At 58.8% G+C, this 17,972-nt stretch carries 16 protein-coding genes and 2 tRNA genes; 11 read left to right on the forward strand and 7 right to left on the reverse strand.

The features are described 5' to 3' along the window. Positions 1–96: 96 nt before the first annotated feature. The 6 genes from ACTG20_RS07705 to ACTG20_RS07730 form a co-directional block, all read right to left on the reverse strand. Positions 97–1,089 carry an ABC transporter ATP-binding protein gene (locus tag ACTG20_RS07705; RefSeq protein WP_005353824.1) on the reverse strand — a complete coding sequence of 331 codons (993 nt, stop codon included), beginning with the start codon at positions 1,087–1,089 and terminating at the stop codon, positions 97–99. An 11-nt stretch (positions 1,090–1,100) separates the two neighbouring features. Beyond that, positions 1,101–2,120: an ABC transporter ATP-binding protein gene (locus ACTG20_RS07710; RefSeq protein ID WP_005334876.1), complete on the reverse strand. Its 1,020-nt coding sequence runs from the start codon at positions 2,118–2,120 to the stop codon at positions 1,101–1,103. Continuing rightward, positions 2,117–3,037 carry an ABC transporter permease gene (locus ACTG20_RS07715; protein WP_440007977.1) on the reverse strand — a complete coding sequence of 307 codons (921 nt, stop codon included), beginning with the start codon at positions 3,035–3,037 and terminating at the stop codon, positions 2,117–2,119. The genes ACTG20_RS07710 and ACTG20_RS07715 overlap by 4 nt, the downstream gene beginning before the upstream one ends. A 1-nt stretch (position 3,038) precedes the next feature. Then, positions 3,039–4,022 carry an ABC transporter permease gene (locus ACTG20_RS07720; protein ID WP_194495972.1) on the reverse strand — a complete coding sequence of 328 codons (984 nt, stop codon included), beginning with the start codon at positions 4,020–4,022 and terminating at the stop codon, positions 3,039–3,041. Between the two features lie 118 nt (positions 4,023–4,140). Next, the gene (locus ACTG20_RS07725) at positions 4,141–5,826 is read right to left on the reverse strand and encodes an ABC transporter substrate-binding protein (RefSeq protein ID WP_005353816.1); all 1,686 of its coding nucleotides are present in this window, start codon (positions 5,824–5,826) and stop codon (positions 4,141–4,143) included. A 415-nt stretch (positions 5,827–6,241) separates the two neighbouring features. Then, positions 6,242–9,679, reverse strand: coding sequence for an ATP-binding protein (locus ACTG20_RS07730; protein ID WP_194495973.1), 3,438 nt, complete (start codon positions 9,677–9,679; stop codon positions 6,242–6,244). A gap of 249 nt (positions 9,680–9,928) precedes the next feature. On the opposite strand from ACTG20_RS07730, the gene ACTG20_RS07735 reads away from it, so the two are divergent. Continuing rightward, positions 9,929–10,004 (forward strand) — tRNA-Gly (locus ACTG20_RS07735). Positions 10,005–10,061: 57 nt separating this feature from the next. Beyond that, a tRNA-Cys gene (locus tag ACTG20_RS07740) sits at positions 10,062–10,135 on the forward strand. A 50-nt stretch (positions 10,136–10,185) separates the two neighbouring features. Here ACTG20_RS07740 and ACTG20_RS07745 read toward each other — a convergent pair. Next, entirely contained in the window at positions 10,186–10,479 is a 294-nt protein-coding gene (locus ACTG20_RS07745) for a hypothetical protein (protein WP_005347702.1), read from the reverse strand. Between the two features lie 212 nt (positions 10,480–10,691). Between ACTG20_RS07745 and ACTG20_RS07750 the strand changes: the two genes are divergently transcribed. The 9 genes from ACTG20_RS07750 (at position 10,692) to ACTG20_RS07790 (ending at position 17,931) form a co-directional block, all read left to right on the forward strand. Beyond that, positions 10,692–10,892: a YbfA family protein gene (locus tag ACTG20_RS07750; RefSeq protein ID WP_005334863.1), complete on the forward strand. Its 201-nt coding sequence runs from the start codon at positions 10,692–10,694 to the stop codon at positions 10,890–10,892. A 436-nt stretch (positions 10,893–11,328) separates the two neighbouring features. After that, positions 11,329–11,592 (forward strand): BufA1 family periplasmic bufferin-type metallophore, encoded by a 264-nt coding sequence (locus tag ACTG20_RS07755; protein ID WP_005334862.1) that lies wholly within the window; start codon positions 11,329–11,331, stop codon positions 11,590–11,592. Positions 11,593–11,664: 72 nt separating this feature from the next. After that, on the forward strand, positions 11,665–12,513 hold the full coding sequence (gene bufB, locus ACTG20_RS07760; RefSeq protein WP_194495974.1) for an MNIO family bufferin maturase: 849 nt from the start codon (positions 11,665–11,667) through the stop codon (positions 12,511–12,513). Then, a complete protein-coding gene (locus ACTG20_RS07765; protein ID WP_194495975.1) occupies positions 12,506–13,258 on the forward strand; it encodes an HvfC/BufC N-terminal domain-containing protein in 753 nt (250 codons plus the stop codon). Before bufB ends, ACTG20_RS07765 begins: the two co-directional genes overlap by 8 nt. Further along, entirely contained in the window at positions 13,255–13,698 is a 444-nt protein-coding gene (locus ACTG20_RS07770) for a DoxX family protein (protein WP_194495976.1), read from the forward strand. The genes ACTG20_RS07765 and ACTG20_RS07770 overlap by 4 nt, the downstream gene beginning before the upstream one ends. A 98-nt stretch (positions 13,699–13,796) precedes the next feature. Then, positions 13,797–14,279, forward strand: a complete 483-nt coding sequence (locus ACTG20_RS07775; protein ID WP_194495977.1) for a GNAT family N-acetyltransferase — start codon at positions 13,797–13,799, stop codon at positions 14,277–14,279. A gap of 179 nt (positions 14,280–14,458) precedes the next feature. Continuing rightward, positions 14,459–15,754, forward strand: a complete 1,296-nt coding sequence (locus ACTG20_RS07780) for a methyl-accepting chemotaxis protein (RefSeq protein ID WP_043822414.1) — start codon at positions 14,459–14,461, stop codon at positions 15,752–15,754. Positions 15,755–15,915: 161 nt separating this feature from the next. Beyond that, positions 15,916–16,470 carry a DUF3332 domain-containing protein gene (locus ACTG20_RS07785; protein WP_194495978.1) on the forward strand — a complete coding sequence of 185 codons (555 nt, stop codon included), beginning with the start codon at positions 15,916–15,918 and terminating at the stop codon, positions 16,468–16,470. An 87-nt stretch (positions 16,471–16,557) separates the two neighbouring features. Next, positions 16,558–17,931, forward strand: a complete 1,374-nt coding sequence (locus ACTG20_RS07790; RefSeq protein ID WP_069554035.1) for an HD-GYP domain-containing protein — start codon at positions 16,558–16,560, stop codon at positions 17,929–17,931. Positions 17,932–17,972 lie beyond the last annotated feature (41 nt).

Consider the following 17,972-nt stretch of genomic DNA (forward strand, 5'->3'; position numbering starts at 1 on the left):
GTTCACCGCCGAGCGGTGAGGCACATCACGGGGCTGTGGCCGCCCCGTATCGAGGCATGGCCGGACAGGGTTGTCCGGCCGGTCTAAGGCTCACCCTCACTCGTAGAGGTAGCAACGCACGAAGTGGTTGTCGGCAAGCTTGGTGATGGGGGGCAGCGCCTCCTTGCAGCGGGGCATCGCCTGATTGCAACGCCCGGCAAAGGGGCAACCGCAGGATTCTGGCGTCCAGAGCGGGATCTCCCCCTTGCGGCCTCCTTCCAGCTCGGCGTGGATGCTCTTCTCCGGGTCGGGCACCGCCGAGATAAGCAGTTGGGTGTAGGGGTGCTGCGGGTGGTGCAGGATCTCATCCACCTCGCCCCACTCCACCATGTGTCCCACATACATGACTGCCAGATCTTCCGCCACATAGCGGGCGGTGGCGATGTCGTGGGTGATGTAGAGCATGGAGACGCCGAGCTCATTCTTCATCTGCTCCATCAGGTTGAGGATGCCGATGCGAATGGAAACGTCGAGCATGGAAGTCGGCTCGTCCGCCAGCACCACCTCCGCCTCCACCGCCAGATTGCGGGCGATGTTGACCCGCTGGCGCTGGCCGCCGGAGAGCTGGTGCGGATACTTGGCCGCCGTTGCCTTGGCGGGGGTCAGGCCGACCTTCTCCAGCAGGGCGTAGACCATGTCTGGCAGCTCTTTCTTGTCGATCACCTTGCTGTGCAGCAGCAGGGGGCGGGCGATGTGGTGATAGATGGTGTGGGTCGGGTTGAGCGAACCGAACGGATCTTGCCACACCATCTGCACGCTCTGGCGATAGTCCAGCAGGGCGGTGCCTTTGTTGAACTCCTCCAGATCGTGGCCGCGATAGAGAATGCGCCCGGCACTGAGCTTGTACATCTTGGCGATGATCTTGGCGATGGTGCTCTTGCCGGAGCCCGACTCCCCGACCACCGCCAGGGCGCGGCCCCGGTGCAGGTTGAAGGTGATGTCGGAGAGCGCCCGCATCTTGCCACTCTTGATGGCATTGGAGTTGATGGGGAAGTCCTTGTAGAGGTGCTGGACTTCGATGATGGGAGCATCGGTTTTGGCGATTTGCATGACAGACATCCTTAACAGCCAGCGGCCTTGTCCAGATAGATCACGGAATCTTGTTGCAGTCCCTGCTCCTCATAGAGGTGGCAGGCGGTCTGTTGCCCGGGGCGGATCTCGGCCAATCTGGTGTACTCCTGACGGCAGCGATCGTGCACCTTGCCGCAGCGGGCCTGAAAGCGGCAGCCGACCGGCACCTCCAGCAGGTTGAGCGGGGTGCCCGGGATCCCTTCCAGCACCTTCTTCGGTCCGTGCAGGGGCGGGAAGGAGTTGCCGAGCCCTCTGGTATAGGGGTGCAGCGGCGCGGTCAGGATCGCCTTGGAGGGGGCGACCTCCACCAGTTCACCGGCATACATGATGCCGATGCGATCGCAGAACTCCACCATCAGGGAGAGGTCGTGGGTGATGAACAGAATGGAGAAGTTGAACTTCTCTTTCAGGGCATAGACCTTCTGCAGGATCTCCCGCTGTACCACCACATCGAGCGCCGTGGTTGGCTCATCCATGATGAGCAGCTCGGGGTTGAGCGCCATGGCGATGGCAATCACCAGCCGCTGGCGCATGCCGCCGGAAAACTGGTGCGGGTAGTCCTTGAGCCGGCTCGGGTGGATATCGACGATAGTGAGCAACTCCTGGGCGCGCTTGATCGCCTCGTAACGGGTCATGCCGGGGTTGTGGGCCAGCAGCACGTCGCAGAACTGCTCCTCCATCCGCAGCACTGGGTTCAGGGCGTTCATGGCGGACTGGAACACCACCGACACCTGTTGCCAGCGGTAGGAGCGCAACCGTTCGTCGTTGTAGTGGAGGATATTCTCCCCCTTGAACAGGATCTCGCCACCGCTGATGTAGGCGGGCGGCTTGTGCAGCCGGGCCACCGAGAAGGCGACGGTGGATTTGCCGCAGCCCGACTCACCGGCGAGACCGAAGATCTCGCCTTGTCTGATATCGAAGCTCACCGAGTTGACGGCGCGCACGTCGCCATTTTCGGTGATGTAGTCGACGCAAAGATTGCGTACTGACAGCAGGGGATGCTTGTTCATGCTGTCTTCTCCTGTGCTGTGGCAACCGGAGTGGTGACCGGGGCCGCGAGTTTCTTCCAGCGGTTGAGCCCTTTGTGGGAGCGCAGCTGCGGGTTGGCAATCTCGTCGATGGCGAAGTTGAGCAGAGCCAAACCGGCACCCAGGGTGGCGATGGCGAAGCAGGGGGCCAGGATCTCCCACCAGGCGCCGACCAGAATGGCACTGGAGGTCTGGGCGTTGTAGAGCATGATGCCCCAGCTCACCACGGTCGGGTCGCCAAGCCCCAGGAACTCCAGGGTCGCTTCGGTGACGATGGCGTAGATGATGGAGCCGATAAAGCTCACTCCGATGATGGAGATGAGGTTGGGCAGGATCTCCACCAGAATGATGCGCCAGGCCGGCTCGCCCAGCACTTCGGCGGCAATGACGAACTCCTTCTCGCGCAGGGCCAGGGTCTGGGCGCGGATGACCCGCGCGCCATAGGCCCACGAGGTCAACCCTATTATCACGGCAATTACCGCCGGTGACGCCTCCCCGATAAAGCTCGCCAGCACCAGTAGCAAGGGGAGGTTGGGGATCACCAGCACCACGTTCATCAGGAAGGTGAGGCACTCATCCACCAGACCGCCGAAGTAACCGGCAGTGATGCCGATGGCGACGGCCAGGGTGCAGACCAGCAGGCCAGCACTGAACCCCACCATCAGTGAGATACGGGCGCCGTTGGTGGATTGGGCCCAGATATCGTGGCCCATGCGGGTTGAACCCATCACGAACTCGGCACTGGGCGGCTGGTGCGGGCGAGCCACCCGTTTGGTCGGCTCGTTGCTGGCCAGAATGGGGGCAAATATGGCCATCAGTACGAAGGCAACCACGATGGCGAGGCCACAGGCAGCCTTCTTGTTGCCAAGCAGGATTTTGAGAATGGTCGGCATACGCATCTTATTTGCCTCCTGTACGCAGACGGGGATCCAGGAAGACGTAGAGCACGTCGGCCAGGAAATTGAAGCTGAGCATGGTGATGGTCATGATGAGCAACTGCCCCTGAATGAGCGGGTAGTCGCGGGCCAGAATGCCCTGATAGAGGGTCAGGCCCAGACCGGGATAGTTGAAGATCACTTCGGTGATGAGAGAGCCACCGATGACGAAACCGAGCGCCATGGAGAGGGCGGTGACGCTGGGCAGAATAGCGTTGCGGGCGCCGTAGTTGAAGATCACCCGGTTACTGGAGAGCCCCTTGGCCTTGGCCATGGTGATGTAATCCTCGCCCAGCAGGTTGATCATGTTGTTGCGCATGGTGATAAGAAAGCCCCCCACCTGCACCACGGCCAGGGTCAGCACCGGCATGATGGCGTGGGTCATGATGCTCTTGATGTGCTCCCAGCCCCAGTCAGCCGGGATTTCCGGGCTATAGGCATAACCGATGGGCAGCCACTCGAGGCTGACCCCGAACAGGAACAGGGCGAGCAGGGAGACCACCACCGGCGGAATGGCCTGCATCACCAGGGTGAGCGGGGAGAGAATGCTGTCCATCCGGCCGCCGCGATACCAGGCGGCGAAGATGCCGACGATGGAACCGATGGAGAAGCTCAGGATGGTGGAGGTGCCGACCAGAAACAGGGTCCAGCCGATGGCACGGCCCAGCACGTCAGAGACCTGCTGCGGGTAGAAGCGCACCGAGGTGCCGAGATCCCAGGTGAAGACACTCTTCACATAGGTGAGAAACTGGGTGCCGATGGGGCCGTCGACGAAGCCGAAGGTGGCTTTGAGGGCTTCCAGGGCGGCGGGTTCCATCATGGCGCCAGCGCGGGCAAACATCACGGAGACAGGATCCCCTGGCATGGCACGGGGTAACAGGAAGTTGATGGTGGCGGCTACCAGAAAGGCAACCAGATAGAAGGAAAAGCGTCTCAGTATGAATCCCATGATAGTACCTTTTACTGCAAGTCTGCCCCGCGTCGGGTATAGCGACCCCAACCCCGGCGGTGCCGGGCAAGAAGGGGATTAACGGGGAAGATGGCCCCCCGCAGGGGGCCGGGATTGTTTAGCTGTTTGGCTTGAGGGACAACACGTGCAGCAGACGCTCAGGGGTGTCCGGGTGGAGCTGAGGTTTGGCTACCGGGTTATCAGCACTGAACCAGCCGTTGAAGCGCTTGGTGCTGTACTCATACCAGGTCGGGTTGTTGAAGACCGGAATGATGGTCTGGTTGGCACCAACACGATCCTGGATGGCGAACATGATCTCCTTCTGCTTGGCCGCATCGGCGGTCTGGGTGAAGTCATCGATCAGCTTGTCGAGCTCGGGGTCCTTGTAACGGGGCGCAGCGAAGCGGTTGCCACGGTCACCCATGTTGCGGGAGTGGAACGCAGTCTCGAAGTACTTGTGCGGGTTGGCACCGGCAAAGTAACCCTGTAGGGCGACATCAAAGTCACCGGTGATCAGGTTCTCGGTCCAGACGGTTGCTTCCGGGGTGGCGGTCTTGGCGTTCAGGCCCAGTGCCTGCAGCCCTTCTACACCGATCTGTACTGTGTTGACCCAGTCGGTCCAGCCGTTCGGTACCAGTACCTTGAACTCGATCTTTTTGCAGCTCGGGGTGTCGAGGAACTTGTCGCCGTCACAATCCTTGTAGCCTGCCTCTTTCAGCAGGGCCTTGGCCCCTTCCAAGTCGAACTTGTTGTACTTGCCGTACTTCTTGTCCACTTCCGGGTTGTTCCAGGAGTCAAAGGCTTTGCCCAGACCTGACGGGTACTCGTTGACGGTGGGGTAGCCGTAGCCCGCGATATCCACCATGGACTGGCGGTCCATTGCCATGGAGAAGGCGCGGCGGAAGTTGATGTCGTTGAAGGCTTCGTTATTGCCCGGGTTCTTGGTCTGGAAGTTGACGTTGAACGCCACGGTACCGGAGGCAGGGAACCAGTATTTGTTGTTCTTCGGATCGTTGCCGACGTAGAGGCGCTCGATATCCGGCACGAAGGAGCCGAACCAGTCGATGTCACCCTTCATGACAGCAGCCAGCACCTGGTCGTTGGTGGCCATCTGCGGCATGCGGATACAGTCGATGGCGAGGTTGGCGTTATCCCAGTAGTGCGGGTTGCGGCACTGGGTATAGAGCTGGGCGGAGAAGTTGTCCACTTCGGTGAAGGGGCCAGTACCAACCGGCTTGTCGTTGGTGAAGGCAACCGGATCTTTCACCGATTTCCACTGATGCTCCGGCACTATGGGTACCAGCACCAGATCGTTCACCACGTTGGTGTTGACCTCGGTCAGGTCGAATTTGACCTTGTTCGGGGCCAGCTTCTCGACGCTCTTGATCTGGGTCCAGATTGAGCGCTCATCCAGCGCCTTGTTGGCCTTGACCAGATTGAAGGAGAAGATGATGTCATCGGCATCAAAGGCTTCGCCGTCAGACCACTTCACGCCGTCACGCAGATCGAAGGTGACGGATTTCAGGTCATCGCTGAACGCATAGTTGGTGGCCAGACGATAGACGGGTTTGCCCCCTTGCATATCGTTGAAGATCACCAGCGGCTCATAGATGAAGTGACGGGTGGTGTGCAGCAAGCCCGCTTGCAGGAAGGGGTTGAAGTTCTTGACCCAGGCGGTTTCCTGCTGTGCGACCATGGTCAACACGGTTTTGTTTTCTGCGGCCATGGCGTTACCGGCGGCACCGGCAAGCATCATGGTTCCCAGCATTACAGCGGTAGAGATTTTGGATACTTTGGCAAGCATATGTTTTCCTTTCTTATTTTTTGGCATTCCCGAGGGTTCGCCTTGTTTTGTGTGAGCACCGGTTTCGCATGCTGATGAAATCGGCCCTCTGTGTTGGTCAGGTGTCTAACCTTTGTCGTTCTGTTTTCCAACGCCCTAAGCAAACCAGAATTAACAGGAAAACAACAACTATTGATTTCGTTGTTTTCGTAAAAATTGACGGTGTTACGTCAATCTCGTCAAAATGCTTTTTTATTTGTTTAGAATCATTAGCTTGCGTTATTTGCTCTCGCGTAGAAAGTGGCTGTGAAAATAGCGTATATGACAAATTTGTGAATTGGATCTGCTCTCGGTTTCGGGGTTGTGCGGGGCTTTGTTTTGCATAAAAAGAAACCAGATTGCCAATTGTGATCCGGCGCCCGTTTAGGGCGTCGTGTCACGGCTTGCGGTTGGCGAGTTGACGCAGGGTCTGGGCGCTGTGCTGTAACTGTTGGCGCTGGTGGTCATTGAGTGGGCAGTGGCCCAGCACATACTCGGTGGTGGCCACTACCGTCTTCCAGCGTGGCGACTTGGGCAGGGTGTCCAGACTCAGGTATTTGTCGAGGGTGCGGGTCTGCGGGCTGGATCTGTCCATATAGACCCGCCACAGCTTGCTCTTCTCTGCCAGCACGATTTTGCCCTTGCCGGTCCCCTGCTGCCAGGCATCCAGGGTTAGCTGCATGGTCTCTACCAGCGCCCGGCGCAGCGGCTCGTCATCCTGCTGGCGAATGAGGTCGTCGGCCAGCGAACGGAACTCGCCACCCAGGCGGCTCAGCTCGCCCAGCAGCTGTTCATCTTCGATGATGGCTTGCCGCGAGAGGTTCTTGAGGGCGTTCTCCAGCGCCATTACCCGGTTCTCATCCTGACGCAGCTCGGTACTCAGAGTGAGGGCGAAAGCGGCCTGTCCTCCGAGCGCGATGGGCAGGGCACGGGCGTTGAGCACATCTTTTTGCCCGGCCACCAAAAATTCCAGATTGTGTTCCCGCTCGCTGGCAAGGTCGGGCCACTGCTGTTGCAGCGGGGTGGCGAGCCACTCATTGAGGGGCTGCCCCTCCATGGCTTCCGGCTCCTGACCCAGCAGGCGTGCCATCACCCTGGAGGCAAACAGCACAGTGCCCTGCTCGTCGATAAAGAGCATGGGGTCGGCCCCTTCACCGAGCAGGGCCAGCAGCCGCTGCTGATCCTGATGCAGCCGATCCTGCAGGGTGAGGCGATGTTCGATCTCCTGCTTCAATAGCCGGTTCTCTACCAGCGAGGCGCGTCCGGCCTTGGCCTCCAGCAGTGCCTTGACCCGGGCAAACAGCTCTTCTTTGCAAAAGGGTTTGACCAGATAGTCGTTGGCACCGGCCCCGAAGCCCTCCTCGATATCCTTGGGCTGGTTGAGGGCGGTGAGCAGCAGCACCGGCAGCATATCTTTCGGGTGTTGCTGGCGCAGGCGACGGCAGACGTCAAAACCGGAAAGGGTCGGCATCATCACATCGAGCAGGATAAGGTCCACCGGCTCTTCGGCCAGCTTGGCCAGCGCATCGTGGCCGTCACTGCTGGGCAGGATGCGGTAGCCGCAGGGCTGCAGCAGATGGCGCAGGATGTGCAGGTTGATGGGCTCGTCATCCACCACCAGAATGAGCGGAGCATCCTCGGGGGGAGGGGGCAGATCGTCGCTCTCCCAGTCCGGCAGGATCAGCGGTTGCTGGCGCACCAGCTGATGCTCGATCTGGCGGCTGTCGAGAGTCAGATTGGCCGCTTTGCCGGTGGCAAGGGGCAGGGTAAAGGCGAAGGTAGAGCCGACGCTCGGCTCGCTCTCGACGAACAGCTCGCCCCCCATCAGGTGCACCAGCTGGCGGGTGATGGAGAGGCCAAGACCAGCCCCCTGCTTGCTTACCTCCGGGCTCATCTGCACCAGCGGCTCGAAGATATGTTCCAGATGGTCGGGGGCGATGCCGATGCCGGTATCCGTGACCTTGATGCGCAGGAAGTTGTTCTCGACGATGGCGCTGAGCACCACCTTGCCCTGCGGCGTGTACTTGATGGCGTTGCCCACCAGGTTGTAGAGCACCTGTTCGAGCCGCTGTTCGTCGGCCAGCACCGGCGGCAGTTCGGCCGGGCTGATATCCACCAGAGTGAGGGGTTTGGCCTGCACCAGATGCTGGCAGAGATCCAGTACCAGCCGGATCACCCCTTTTGATGAGACGGGCTGGGAGTGGATCTCCAGCTGGCCGTAGCGCATCTGATGGTAGTCAAGCAGATCATCTACCAGACGGGCCAGGCCATCGGCGCTCTTGATGATGAGGCCGAGCTGTTTTTGCTGCCCTTCGGTCAAATCCTGCTGGCTGGCGAGCATCGACTCGGCCATCCCCTTGATGCCGTGAATGGGGGTACGCAGCTCGTGGGAGGTGTTGGCCAGCAGTTCATCCTTGAGCTTGTCTGCCTGCTGCAAGCTGAGGTTCTGCTTGTGGGTCAGCTTGACCTGCTGTTGCAGCTCCTGGGTCTGCTGTTCGATCAGTTCGATCTTGTCCTTCACCGAGCGCTGCATATGGCGAAACGCCTCGGCCAGCCGGTCGATATCATCGCCGGTGCGCTCGATGGCGATGGGGTGATCCAGCGCGCCGTCGGCCACCTGCTCGGCTGCTTCGGTCAGGGATCGCAGCGGCGCCGTGATGGAGTGGGATAGCCAGCGGGAGAAGAGGATCAGCAGCAGCACCGAGCCGGCACCCAGCACAATCACCAGAGTTTCCAGCTGGCGGATCGGGGCATAGGCTTCCCGGGTGGAGATCTCGGCGATAAAGGCCCACTCGGTATCGAACACCTTCACCTGGGTGTAGGCGGCCAGCACCTCGTCATCCTGATAGGAGTGGAACAGCCCGACCCCCTGCTCGCCGGAGAGCGTCTTGGTGATGAGGGGTGTTTGCAGCGGCCGGAAATTGGGGCTGAAGCTGTTCTCGACGCTGAACTCCGGTGCCAGCCAGGCATCGGCGCGCATCCGCTTGTCAGGGCCGATCAGGATGGTCTCGCCGGTCTCGCCCAGCCCCTCCCGCTCCGCCATGATCTGGTTGAGCTTGTCCGGCAACAGCTCGAAAATCACCACCCCGCGCACATAGTCGTACTGCATCACGGGGGCCGCCATGTAGGCGACCACCTGCCCGGTCAGCTCGTTGCGGCCAAAATCGGTGAACTCGAAGATCTGCTGCGGTTTCTGGCCGCCATCGAGGCGGCGTTTGATCTTGGCGAAGGTCTGGCCCAAGCCACTGCCCTGATAAGGTCCGGAGAGCAGATTGGTGGCAAAGTTGGGGTGCTTGGTGACCGAATAGACCACATCACCGTTGAGGTCCACCAGAAAGATGTCGCTGTAGTTGGACTTGCGCACCATGTCGGCATAGCCGCGATGAAAGCGCTGGTGCACCCGGCCATACATCTCGTCGGCGAGGATAAGCGCCGTGATGGAGGGTTCGATCTCCACCTGACTGTCCGGTTTGCGCAGTTGATCCCAGGAGCCGGGCAGATAGCGGGCCTGGGCACGGCTGCGGGCCTCCTGCGGTGTGGTGCCCAACTTCTCGAAGGCGCCGGTAAAGCCATAGAAACGGCCGATACTGTTGCCGGCAAAATCCTGCTGGGAGAAGTTGATGATCTGCTCTTTGAGGTTGTTGAAGTAATCCTCGAGCTGACTCTTCTTGATATTACGAACGGAGACCAGGTGGTTGGAGGTCTGGGTGGTGAGATCCTTGCCGTGGCTGTATAGGAAGAAGAGGGTGATGACCAAAAAGGGCACCATGCCCAACATGAAAAAAGCCAGCATTAACTGCGGCCTGAGCCCACGAAGCGTGAAGATCCATTTCATCTTGTGATTTTCAATTGAGAATCCGGTTATTAAGCCGCTCAAGTCTCGAACGAAAGCGTAATCATTTCAACGACTTTATCCCAAATTCGCTTGGTGGGTCACAGCTGGCTGGAGAAAAATGCAGCAAGGCGTTTAAACCCTGAACAAACAGTCTGCATCAGGGCTTAAATTGCGAAAAAGGGGTTGTGCTGGCGCTCGTGGTACGTATAATGCGCCTCGTTGTCAGGCAACTGGCACGAAAGCAGTAACGCGGGAATAGCTCAGTTGGTAGAGCACGACCTTGCCAAGGTCGGGGTCGCGAGTTCGAGTCTCGTTTCCCGCTCCAATTTTCCATCACACCAACGATGGAACTCACTTTCAAGACAATCAGTCTTGTCAGCATGGCGCGTTAGCAAAGCGGTTATGCAGCGGATTGCAAATCCGTTTAGTCCGGTTCGACTCCGGAACGTGCCTCCATCTTCTCTCTCTTTTCCCTGATTTATCACTCTTCGAGCCGTGAAGCTTGGTCAGTATCCTTGCTGCACCAGTAACTGTTCGCAGCCAGCCTGTTTCCACTCGCGCTCGAGATAGTGGCTCACATCCGCCATGTTTTGCCCCCGATATTGAAACTGCACCTCGGCACTGTGCTGGTTGAGATCCGCAATCCGTTGCTTCAGTGTGCCGCATTGCCACAGGCTGACGGTGGGCACGCCCCGTTCGGCCAGCACGATGGCATCTTCCCGATTCAGTTGCCACTCCTCCAGTTGTGCCCGTGTCAGGGCAACCATCAGCACCAGCAGTGCCACTTCAGGCAGTTTCATGCGTGTCTCCCTACTGCATGTTTTTCCCCTGATAACTGTGGCAAAGCGCACGATTTTCGCAAGTTTGTTAACTGTTGGTTAATGACGTAACCCGTTTTCAGTATTTCCCGTTTTTCACCATTTTTTTATAAAAAAATGCGTTGGTGATGTAGTAATCCTACATGGAGTGGGGTAATCTTTGCTCAGTGGTCTTACCAGTAAGGAGTTACATCATGTTTCATCCCTTTTCCCTGACTCAGATTATTCTTCGTCGCATTTATGTATTGCTGGTGGGCATTCTGGCTTTCCCCGTGATGCTGTTTCGCAGCGATCGTGCCCGCTTCTACAGCTATCTGCACCGGATCTGGAACAAAACCAGCACCAAACCGGTGTGGCTCAAAATGAGCGAGCGTGGCGAGCGGATCTTCTACTAAACCCCATTCGCACCATGTGCAAAAAGAGACAGCCAAAGCTGTCTCTTTTTTTATCTGTATGCCGCAACTCCTGCCTCCCAACACTACTCAGATTGTTTATTTCTTGTTTCTTTAAAGTTGCATCCAGCCCTGCCTGTTGGCGGGGCTTTTTTATGTCTGACGCCTCTCTTTTGATGGAAGCAGTGAAGAAGATTAACGGGATGAAAGCATCAAATGGCACTCTTTTTTTGTTCATAAAACGGTGGTCGGCAAGAAATTTTTAATGAGAGGATAGTTGTTTTAAATCAATACTTTGACTTCTGTCATTTGGATTATTTAATTCTTTTTGTGTTTTTTTTGAAAGGGAATATCCCGTTTGCCGGTTCTATTGCAGGTACCCGGTTGCGACAAATCGGGGATATCAGCAACATCCAACGACATCAAAAGGAACATGAACATGAATGTTAAAAAAAGCACTGCTATCGCCTCCGCCATGACCGGTCTGCTGGCGCTGGGCGCCCAATTTATCGCGGCACCAGCAATGGCTGCCGATGAAAAGGAGAAGTGCTACGGCGTGGTCAAGGCCAGCAAAAATGACTGTGCGACCAAGAGCAGCTCCTGCGCCGGTACTGCCAAGGAAGATGCTCAGGGTGATGCCTTTGTGGTGATGCCCAAAGGGCTGTGCGAGAAGCTGGTCGGCGGTTCGCTGCAACCCAAGTAAGAGACATCGGGCAGGGGATGGCCAATGGGTCGCCCCCTGCATCTTCTCTGATTGGCGAAAGCGAGTCTTGCGATGAACCCTTTGATTGGTATCGGATTACGCACTCCCCATTACGATGAGATCCGGCAAACCCTGCCGGCAGTCGGTTGGCTGGAGGTGCATAGTGAAAATTACTTCGAACGGCACAGTCACGGTTTTCAGGTGCTCGCCGAACTGGCGCAACACTACCCCGTCAGTCTTCACGGCGTTGGCATGTCCCTCGGTTCTGCCGACCCGCTCGATCCGCACCATCTGCAGCAGTTGTCGACACTGGCTGCGGCGATCAAACCGGTACGGATCTCCGAACATCTCAGCTGGGGCAGCATTGGTGGGCGTTACTTCAACGATCTGCTGCCGGTGCCCTATACACGCGCCTCCCTGCGCAACATGAGCGACAAGATCCAGCAGGTACAACAGACTCTGGGTTGCCGCATGTTGATTGAAAATCCCTCCTCCTATCTGCAACTGCCCGGGGAGATGAGCGAGTGGGCATTTCTGGCCGAGCTGCAGCAGCGCAGCGAGTGCGGCATTCTGCTCGACCTCAACAATCTCTATGTCAGTGCCTTCAATCACGGTTTCTCTTGCGATGAGTATCTGGCGGCGATCGATCTCGCCACCGTCGGGGAGATCCATCTGGCCGGTTATACCGAGAAGCAGCTGCCGGAAGGCTCCCTCTATATCGACACCCACAGCGCCCCTGTGGTGGAGCCGGTCTGGGAACTCTATCGCCAGATCTGCCGCAAGCAGGCCATTCCCACCCTGATTGAGTGGGATCTCGAGATCCCGCCGCTGCCGGTCTTGCTGGCAGAGGCGGCGCAGGCTGGTGCCATTCTGGATGAGGCGTGCGCCATGAGTGCACCACGGGAGGTAGCCCATGGCTGAACTGGCACAGCTGCAACAGCACTTTGCCGATGGTCTGCTGGGGGCGCCTGACGCCATTTCCCCTCACATCAGCTCCCGGCTCTTTTCTGCCGAATCTGTGCTGCAGGTCTATCGCAACCACTTCATCCTGAGCCTTGGCGAGGTGCTGGCGAGCAGTTATCCCGCCGTCAAGACCATGGTCGGGGATGACTTTTTTGCAGCGGCGGCCCGTGGCTTCGTATTGGCCGAGCCCCTCAGGGAAGGGAGCGTCATGCACTATGGCGCCGGGTTTGGTCAATGGTTGGCCCGCTTGCCGACTACAACCGGACTGCCCTGGCTGGAGACGCTGGCTCAGTTCGAATGGCAGCTTGAGCGTGCCAGTCTGCTGCCGCTGGAATCACGCTGCTGGCCAGCCGAGCGTCTGGCCGCATTATCGCCGCAACAATGGGAGCGGCTGCGGCTGTTGCCAGCCACGGATCTGCTGCTGGTTGCCAGCGATTATCCGGTGCTGGCCCTGTGGCAGATGGCGCTGCACGGTGGTGAAGCGGTGGACGCGCTTGATGCCCCCGTCTGGTTGGCATTGAAGAAACAGCCGGATTGCCGGGTTGCCCCCTTGCCCCTGACGGCGGGTGAGTGGGCGCTGCTACAGGGTTGTCTCGCTGGTACGGCGCTGGTCGATCTGCTGGCGGCCGACCCTGCGGCCAGTGAACATCTCACTCGCCTGATAACCCTTGGTCTGCTGGTGGATATGGAGGTAATGCCATGATGGCAAACAAATGGCTGGCGCTGGCCAGCTCGAGTGGTGATTTGCCGCGCTGGAGCAGCGCTGGTGTGCTGTTGCTGGCGCGGCTTTGGGTCGCCTCGGTTTTTTTCACTTCAGGCTGGCTCAAGCTCACGGCGTGGGATTCCACCCTCTATCTGTTTGAATCTGAGTATCAGGTGCCCCTGTTGCCCTGGTTGTGGGCTGCTTATCTGGGTACGGCGACCGAGCTGCTGTTGCCGCTCTTCCTGCTGGCGGGGCTTTTTACTCGCCCGGCCGCCTTGCTGCTGTTTGGCTTCAATATCATGGCGGTGATCTCCTATCCGACCCTCTGGGCGGGTGGCTTTTACGATCACCAGTTGTGGGGCTGGATGTTGCTGACCCTGACCGTCTGGGGCGGTGGTGTGCTGAGCTTGGATCACTGGCTGACACGTCGCAACCATTGATTTATCAGTGATTTCCCCCAATGACAAAGAGCGCCACAAGGCGCTCTTTGTCATAATGACGGCCGGCGAAATTTCCCATGAGAGAAAAGGAGCAACCCATGATCATTCGTCAGGCAAGGGCCGCAGATATACCCGCACTGGTGGCGCTGCGCATGGAGCTGTTTTGTGAGGTCGGTGAGCTGGTGACGCCGCAGGCAGACCCGGCCTTGTGGCAGGCCACCCTTGACTACTTTACCCGGGCGGTGAGTGAAGAGAGTGCTTTATCCTGGCTGGCTGAGGACGATACGCAGGAGGGCGGCAAACAGATCGTGGCGGCCGGGACGCTGGCATTGTTTGAACGGCCGCCCTATCCCGGCAATCTGGCGGGGATGGAGGGGTATCTGCTCAACATGTATACGCGGCCACAATGGCGCCAGCAGGGGATCGCTACGGCGCTGCTCGATGCCATTACAGCCTTCGCCAGATCGCGTCAGTTGGGCAAGGTGTGGCTCCATGCCAGCGAGCAGGGGCGCCCTCTCTATGAGCGGATCGGCTTTGTCGCCAATCTAGCCTATCTGGAGTGGCAACCGGCGGTGGAATAAGGGTTTCAGCTCTGCATGAGTGGCGTTTGGTCGGTGAATTTGATTTACAGCAATAAATATGGCGTCAGATGGGATCGCGGCAAAGCCGCCAACTATGCTGATGGAGCACGCCACCATTATCTTATTGATCCACTGCGTGGTTTGGCCATGGTGGGTGCCAGTCTGGAGGATACGTTTCGATGTTCAATAGCAAACTGAAAGCCGAGTTGCAGCAGTGCCAGGATCAACTTCTGGAACAGCAGGGATTTTTTGACGCAGTGCACGGCAGCGTGGCGACCATCACCTTTACGCCGGATGGCACTGTGCTGGCCGCCAATGATCTCTTTCTCAACGTGGTGGGCTTCAGTGCGCCCGAGGTTATCGGTCAGCATCACCGTATCTTCTGCGACAAGCTGTATGCCCAGAGCAGCGACTATCAGCAGTTTTGGGCGGACCTGAAGCAGGGGCGTTCCCGCACCGGGGTGTTCCAGCGCTTCAACAAACGGGGCGAGGTGATCTGGCTGGAAGCGACCTATTTTCCGGTCAAGTTGCGGGGAGTGGTGACCAAGGTGATCAAGATCGCGGCCGATATTACCGAGCACCACCTGCAACTGCTCAGCCAGCAGGCGGTGGTGACGGCGCTGGATCGGTCACTGGCGGTCATCGAGTTCACCCCCGGCGGGGAGGTGATTGCTGCCAACGGTAATTTCCTCCATACCATGGGCTATACCCTGGCGCAGGTGCAGGGCAAGCATCACCGCATCTTCTGCGACGATCAGTTCTATCGAGACCAGCCCCACTTCTGGGATGAGCTGGGCCGTGGTCAGTTCAAGTCCGGTCTCTTCTGTCGTCAGAACAGTCACGGTAGCAAGGTGTGGCTGGAGGCAACCTACAACCCTATCCTGGATGACAACCGCCGGGTGGTGAAGGTGATCAAGTTCGCAAGCGATATTACCGAGCGGATCAACAAGAGCGATGCGGTGCGGGAAGCGGCCATGCTGGCCCACGATGCGGCCCGGGAGACCCTGAACTGCGCCGAGCGTGGCGCGGGTCTGCTCTCCTCGGTGGTCGATACCTCCAGCCTGATTGCCAGCCAGCTGACTCACAGTATCGGCCTTATCAACCAGCTCAACGAGCAGTCGCGCAGTATCGAGGCGATCGTCTCCACCATCAGCAGCATCGCCGACCAGACCAATCTGCTGGCCCTCAACGCGGCCATTGAGGCGGCGCGGGCGGGGGATCAGGGTCGTGGGTTTGCGGTGGTGGCCGACGAGGTTCGCCAGCTGGCGGCCCGCACGTCTCTCTCTACCGACGAGATCGCCAAGGTGGTACAGAACAACCGGGAGCTGACCGCCAAGGTCACCTCCGAGATGTCCGACGTCGCCAGCAGCGCCGAGCTGGGTAAACAGCAGGTGGGTGAGGTGAATGAGGTGATGAGCGACATCCGCCGGGAGGCGAACAACGTCTCCAGCACCGTCTCTGATCTGGCAATCTGAACCCCCTGACTTCTTGTCATGCCGGGGCATTGACTCATATTTGAGCAGTCAGTGCCCCAATCTGAACCCCTCCTGTATCGTCCCGCCATTGTGAATTGTCCTCTTCTGGCCCCTTGATTAGGCTTGCCGCCTCATTTATTTCAGAGCAGGAACAGAACAAGATGGCATTACAACAGAAGGGGCGGGCAATGGCCCTGCTGGTTATGGTCGCGAGCATGGGTCTGGGCGGCTGTATGGGGCAGATGGGGCTTTCCGGCATGGTCACCAAGGGCAACCTGAGCGTGGTGGATAATCGCTACGCTCGTGCCGGGGTCTTTATGCTGCTCTCCCCTGTCTACGGTCTGGCCGCGACCGCTGACCTGTTCGTCTTCAATACCATCGAGTTCTGGTCTGGCAAGAACCCCATCACCGGCAAATCTCCGGCTGTGGTGGACATGAAAGCCGATCCGGTGATCAAGGTGAACCAGCATCTGGATCCGGCCCTCAAGACGGTGCCGCTGGCCATGCTGCCGCAAGGGGTACGCGAGGTGGAGATCAGCTACCCGGACGAGCATACCGCCCAGATGGAGGTGCACTATCTGGATGGCCGCCGCAGCATGATGCGTGGCGAAAAGCGTGGTGAGCTGATTGATATCTACTTCGATGGCCGCTTTGTCTCTACCCTGAGCCGTGCGGAGCTGGAAGAGCGGGCTAATCAGGGCAAGGTTGCTGCCTAAATTCAACTGAATCCAGATCGATCCAGCTTCAGATGGGGTATACCTAATCTGCTGGCAAAATCGCCATGATGTCTAAGGGAGTAGACTATGACGGTGAATGGATTGCGATTGGCGGAGTTGATTGGTTCCCTCAGTCATGCGCTCGATATGACCGAGGGACAACCAAGAGGACACTGCATTCGCTGCTGCTGGATAGGTTCCCGTCTGGGGGAGCGGCTGGGACTGGACGCCCGGCTGCGCCATGATCTCTACTACACGCTCCTGCTTAAGGATCTTGGGTGCAGCAGCAATGCTGCCCGTATCTGCGAGCTCTATCTCACCGACGATCTTCACTTCAAACGCGATTTCAAACTGGTGGATGGCTCCCTCTCCGAGGTAGTCAACTTTGTGCTGGGCCACACCGGCTTGCAGGCGGACCTGCTGGGACGTTTTCGCAGCCTGTTTCATATCTTTCGCAACGGTGACCAGATTGCCAACGAACTGATCCAGACCCGTTGTCATCGGGGGGCGGATATCGCTCGCCAGTTGCGTTTCAGTGACGAGGTGGCCGATGGCATCCTCTCCCTCGATGAACACTGGAATGGCAAAGGTCGGCCCCTGCAACTGGCTGGCGAGGCGATCCCGCTCTTCTCGCGCATTGCCCTGCTCTGTCAGGTGGTGGATGTGTTTCACGCGGCCGCCGGCCCGGATGCGGCGCTCAAGGAGCTGCGCGAGCGCAGCGGCAGCTGGTTTGATCCGGCGCTGGTTCGGGAATTTGAAGCGCTGGCCGACGAGGAGTTCTGGCAAGGACTGGCCGATCCCCGGTTGACCGAGTGGGTGCTGGTCCACCCGGCCGGACAGGGGGAGGTGGCGCTGGATGAGGATTATCTGGACGAAATCGCGGCGGCCTTCGGGCAAGTGGTGGACTCCAAAAGTCCCTACACCGCGGGTCACAGCGGCAGGGTTGCGCTCTATACCGACATTCTTGCCACCCAGATGGGGTTGTCCGAGTCGCGTCGACGCTGGCTCAAGCGGGGCGCCTTGCTCCATGATGTGGGCAAGCTCGGGGTGAGCAACGCCATTCTCGACAAGCCAGGCAAACTCGATGCGCAGGAGTGGGCGGCGGTGCAGATGCATGCCGCCTATACCGAGGAGATCCTGAGCCGCATCGGCGCCTTCGAGGAGCTGGCACAAGTGGCAGGCGCCCACCATGAGCGGCTTGATGGAAAGGGCTACCCCAAGGGACTGAAAGGGGACGAGATTACCCTTGAGACGCGCATCATCACCACAGCCGACATCTTCGATGCCATCACCGCCAAGCGCCCCTATCGCGGCGCCATCCCTGTGCCGCAGGCACTGGAGATGATGGCGGAGAATCTGGGCACTGCGATAGACCCCGACTGTTTTGCCGCCCTGCAGGCGGGTATTCAGGATTTCTCCCTCTACCTCACCACCGAGCAGCCGCTGGCCAATGCCAGTTAAGAGTTGCTGAACAACGGCCCAAGCGGCCAGTCAGACAGCAA

Origin of the sequence: Aeromonas sp. 84A, from assembly GCF_051919345.1 — a bacterium.
Taxonomy (GTDB): Bacteria; Pseudomonadota; Gammaproteobacteria; order Enterobacterales; family Aeromonadaceae; genus Aeromonas; species Aeromonas veronii.

Bases quoted from the DNA above. Each gene is read 5' to 3' on its own strand.
- ACTG20_RS07705 (WP_005353824.1), bottom strand. From the start codon at position 1,089: ATGCAAATCGCCAAAACCGATGCTCCCATCATCGAAGTCCAGCACCTC.
- ACTG20_RS07710 (WP_005334876.1), bottom strand. From the start codon at position 2,120: ATGAACAAGCATCCCCTGCTGTCAGTACGCAATCTTTGCGTCGACTAC.
- ACTG20_RS07715 (WP_440007977.1), bottom strand. From the start codon at position 3,037: ATGCGTATGCCGACCATTCTCAAAATCCTGCTTGGCAACAAGAAGGCT.
- ACTG20_RS07720 (WP_194495972.1), bottom strand. From the start codon at position 4,022: ATGGGATTCATACTGAGACGCTTTTCCTTCTATCTGGTTGCCTTTCTG.
- ACTG20_RS07725 (WP_005353816.1), bottom strand. From the start codon at position 5,826: ATGCTTGCCAAAGTATCCAAAATCTCTACCGCTGTAATGCTGGGAACC.
- ACTG20_RS07730 (WP_194495973.1), bottom strand. From the start codon at position 9,679: ATGAAATGGATCTTCACGCTTCGTGGGCTCAGGCCGCAGTTAATGCTG.
- ACTG20_RS07745 (WP_005347702.1), bottom strand. From the start codon at position 10,479: ATGAAACTGCCTGAAGTGGCACTGCTGGTGCTGATGGTTGCCCTGACA.
- ACTG20_RS07750 (WP_005334863.1), top strand. From the start codon at position 10,692: ATGTTTCATCCCTTTTCCCTGACTCAGATTATTCTTCGTCGCATTTAT.
- ACTG20_RS07755 (WP_005334862.1), top strand. From the start codon at position 11,329: ATGAATGTTAAAAAAAGCACTGCTATCGCCTCCGCCATGACCGGTCTG.
- bufB (WP_194495974.1), top strand. From the start codon at position 11,665: ATGAACCCTTTGATTGGTATCGGATTACGCACTCCCCATTACGATGAG.
- ACTG20_RS07765 (WP_194495975.1), top strand. From the start codon at position 12,506: ATGGCTGAACTGGCACAGCTGCAACAGCACTTTGCCGATGGTCTGCTG.
- ACTG20_RS07770 (WP_194495976.1), top strand. From the start codon at position 13,255: ATGATGGCAAACAAATGGCTGGCGCTGGCCAGCTCGAGTGGTGATTTG.
- ACTG20_RS07775 (WP_194495977.1), top strand. From the start codon at position 13,797: ATGATCATTCGTCAGGCAAGGGCCGCAGATATACCCGCACTGGTGGCG.
- ACTG20_RS07780 (WP_043822414.1), top strand. From the start codon at position 14,459: ATGTTCAATAGCAAACTGAAAGCCGAGTTGCAGCAGTGCCAGGATCAA.
- ACTG20_RS07785 (WP_194495978.1), top strand. From the start codon at position 15,916: ATGGCATTACAACAGAAGGGGCGGGCAATGGCCCTGCTGGTTATGGTC.
- ACTG20_RS07790 (WP_069554035.1), top strand. From the start codon at position 16,558: ATGACGGTGAATGGATTGCGATTGGCGGAGTTGATTGGTTCCCTCAGT.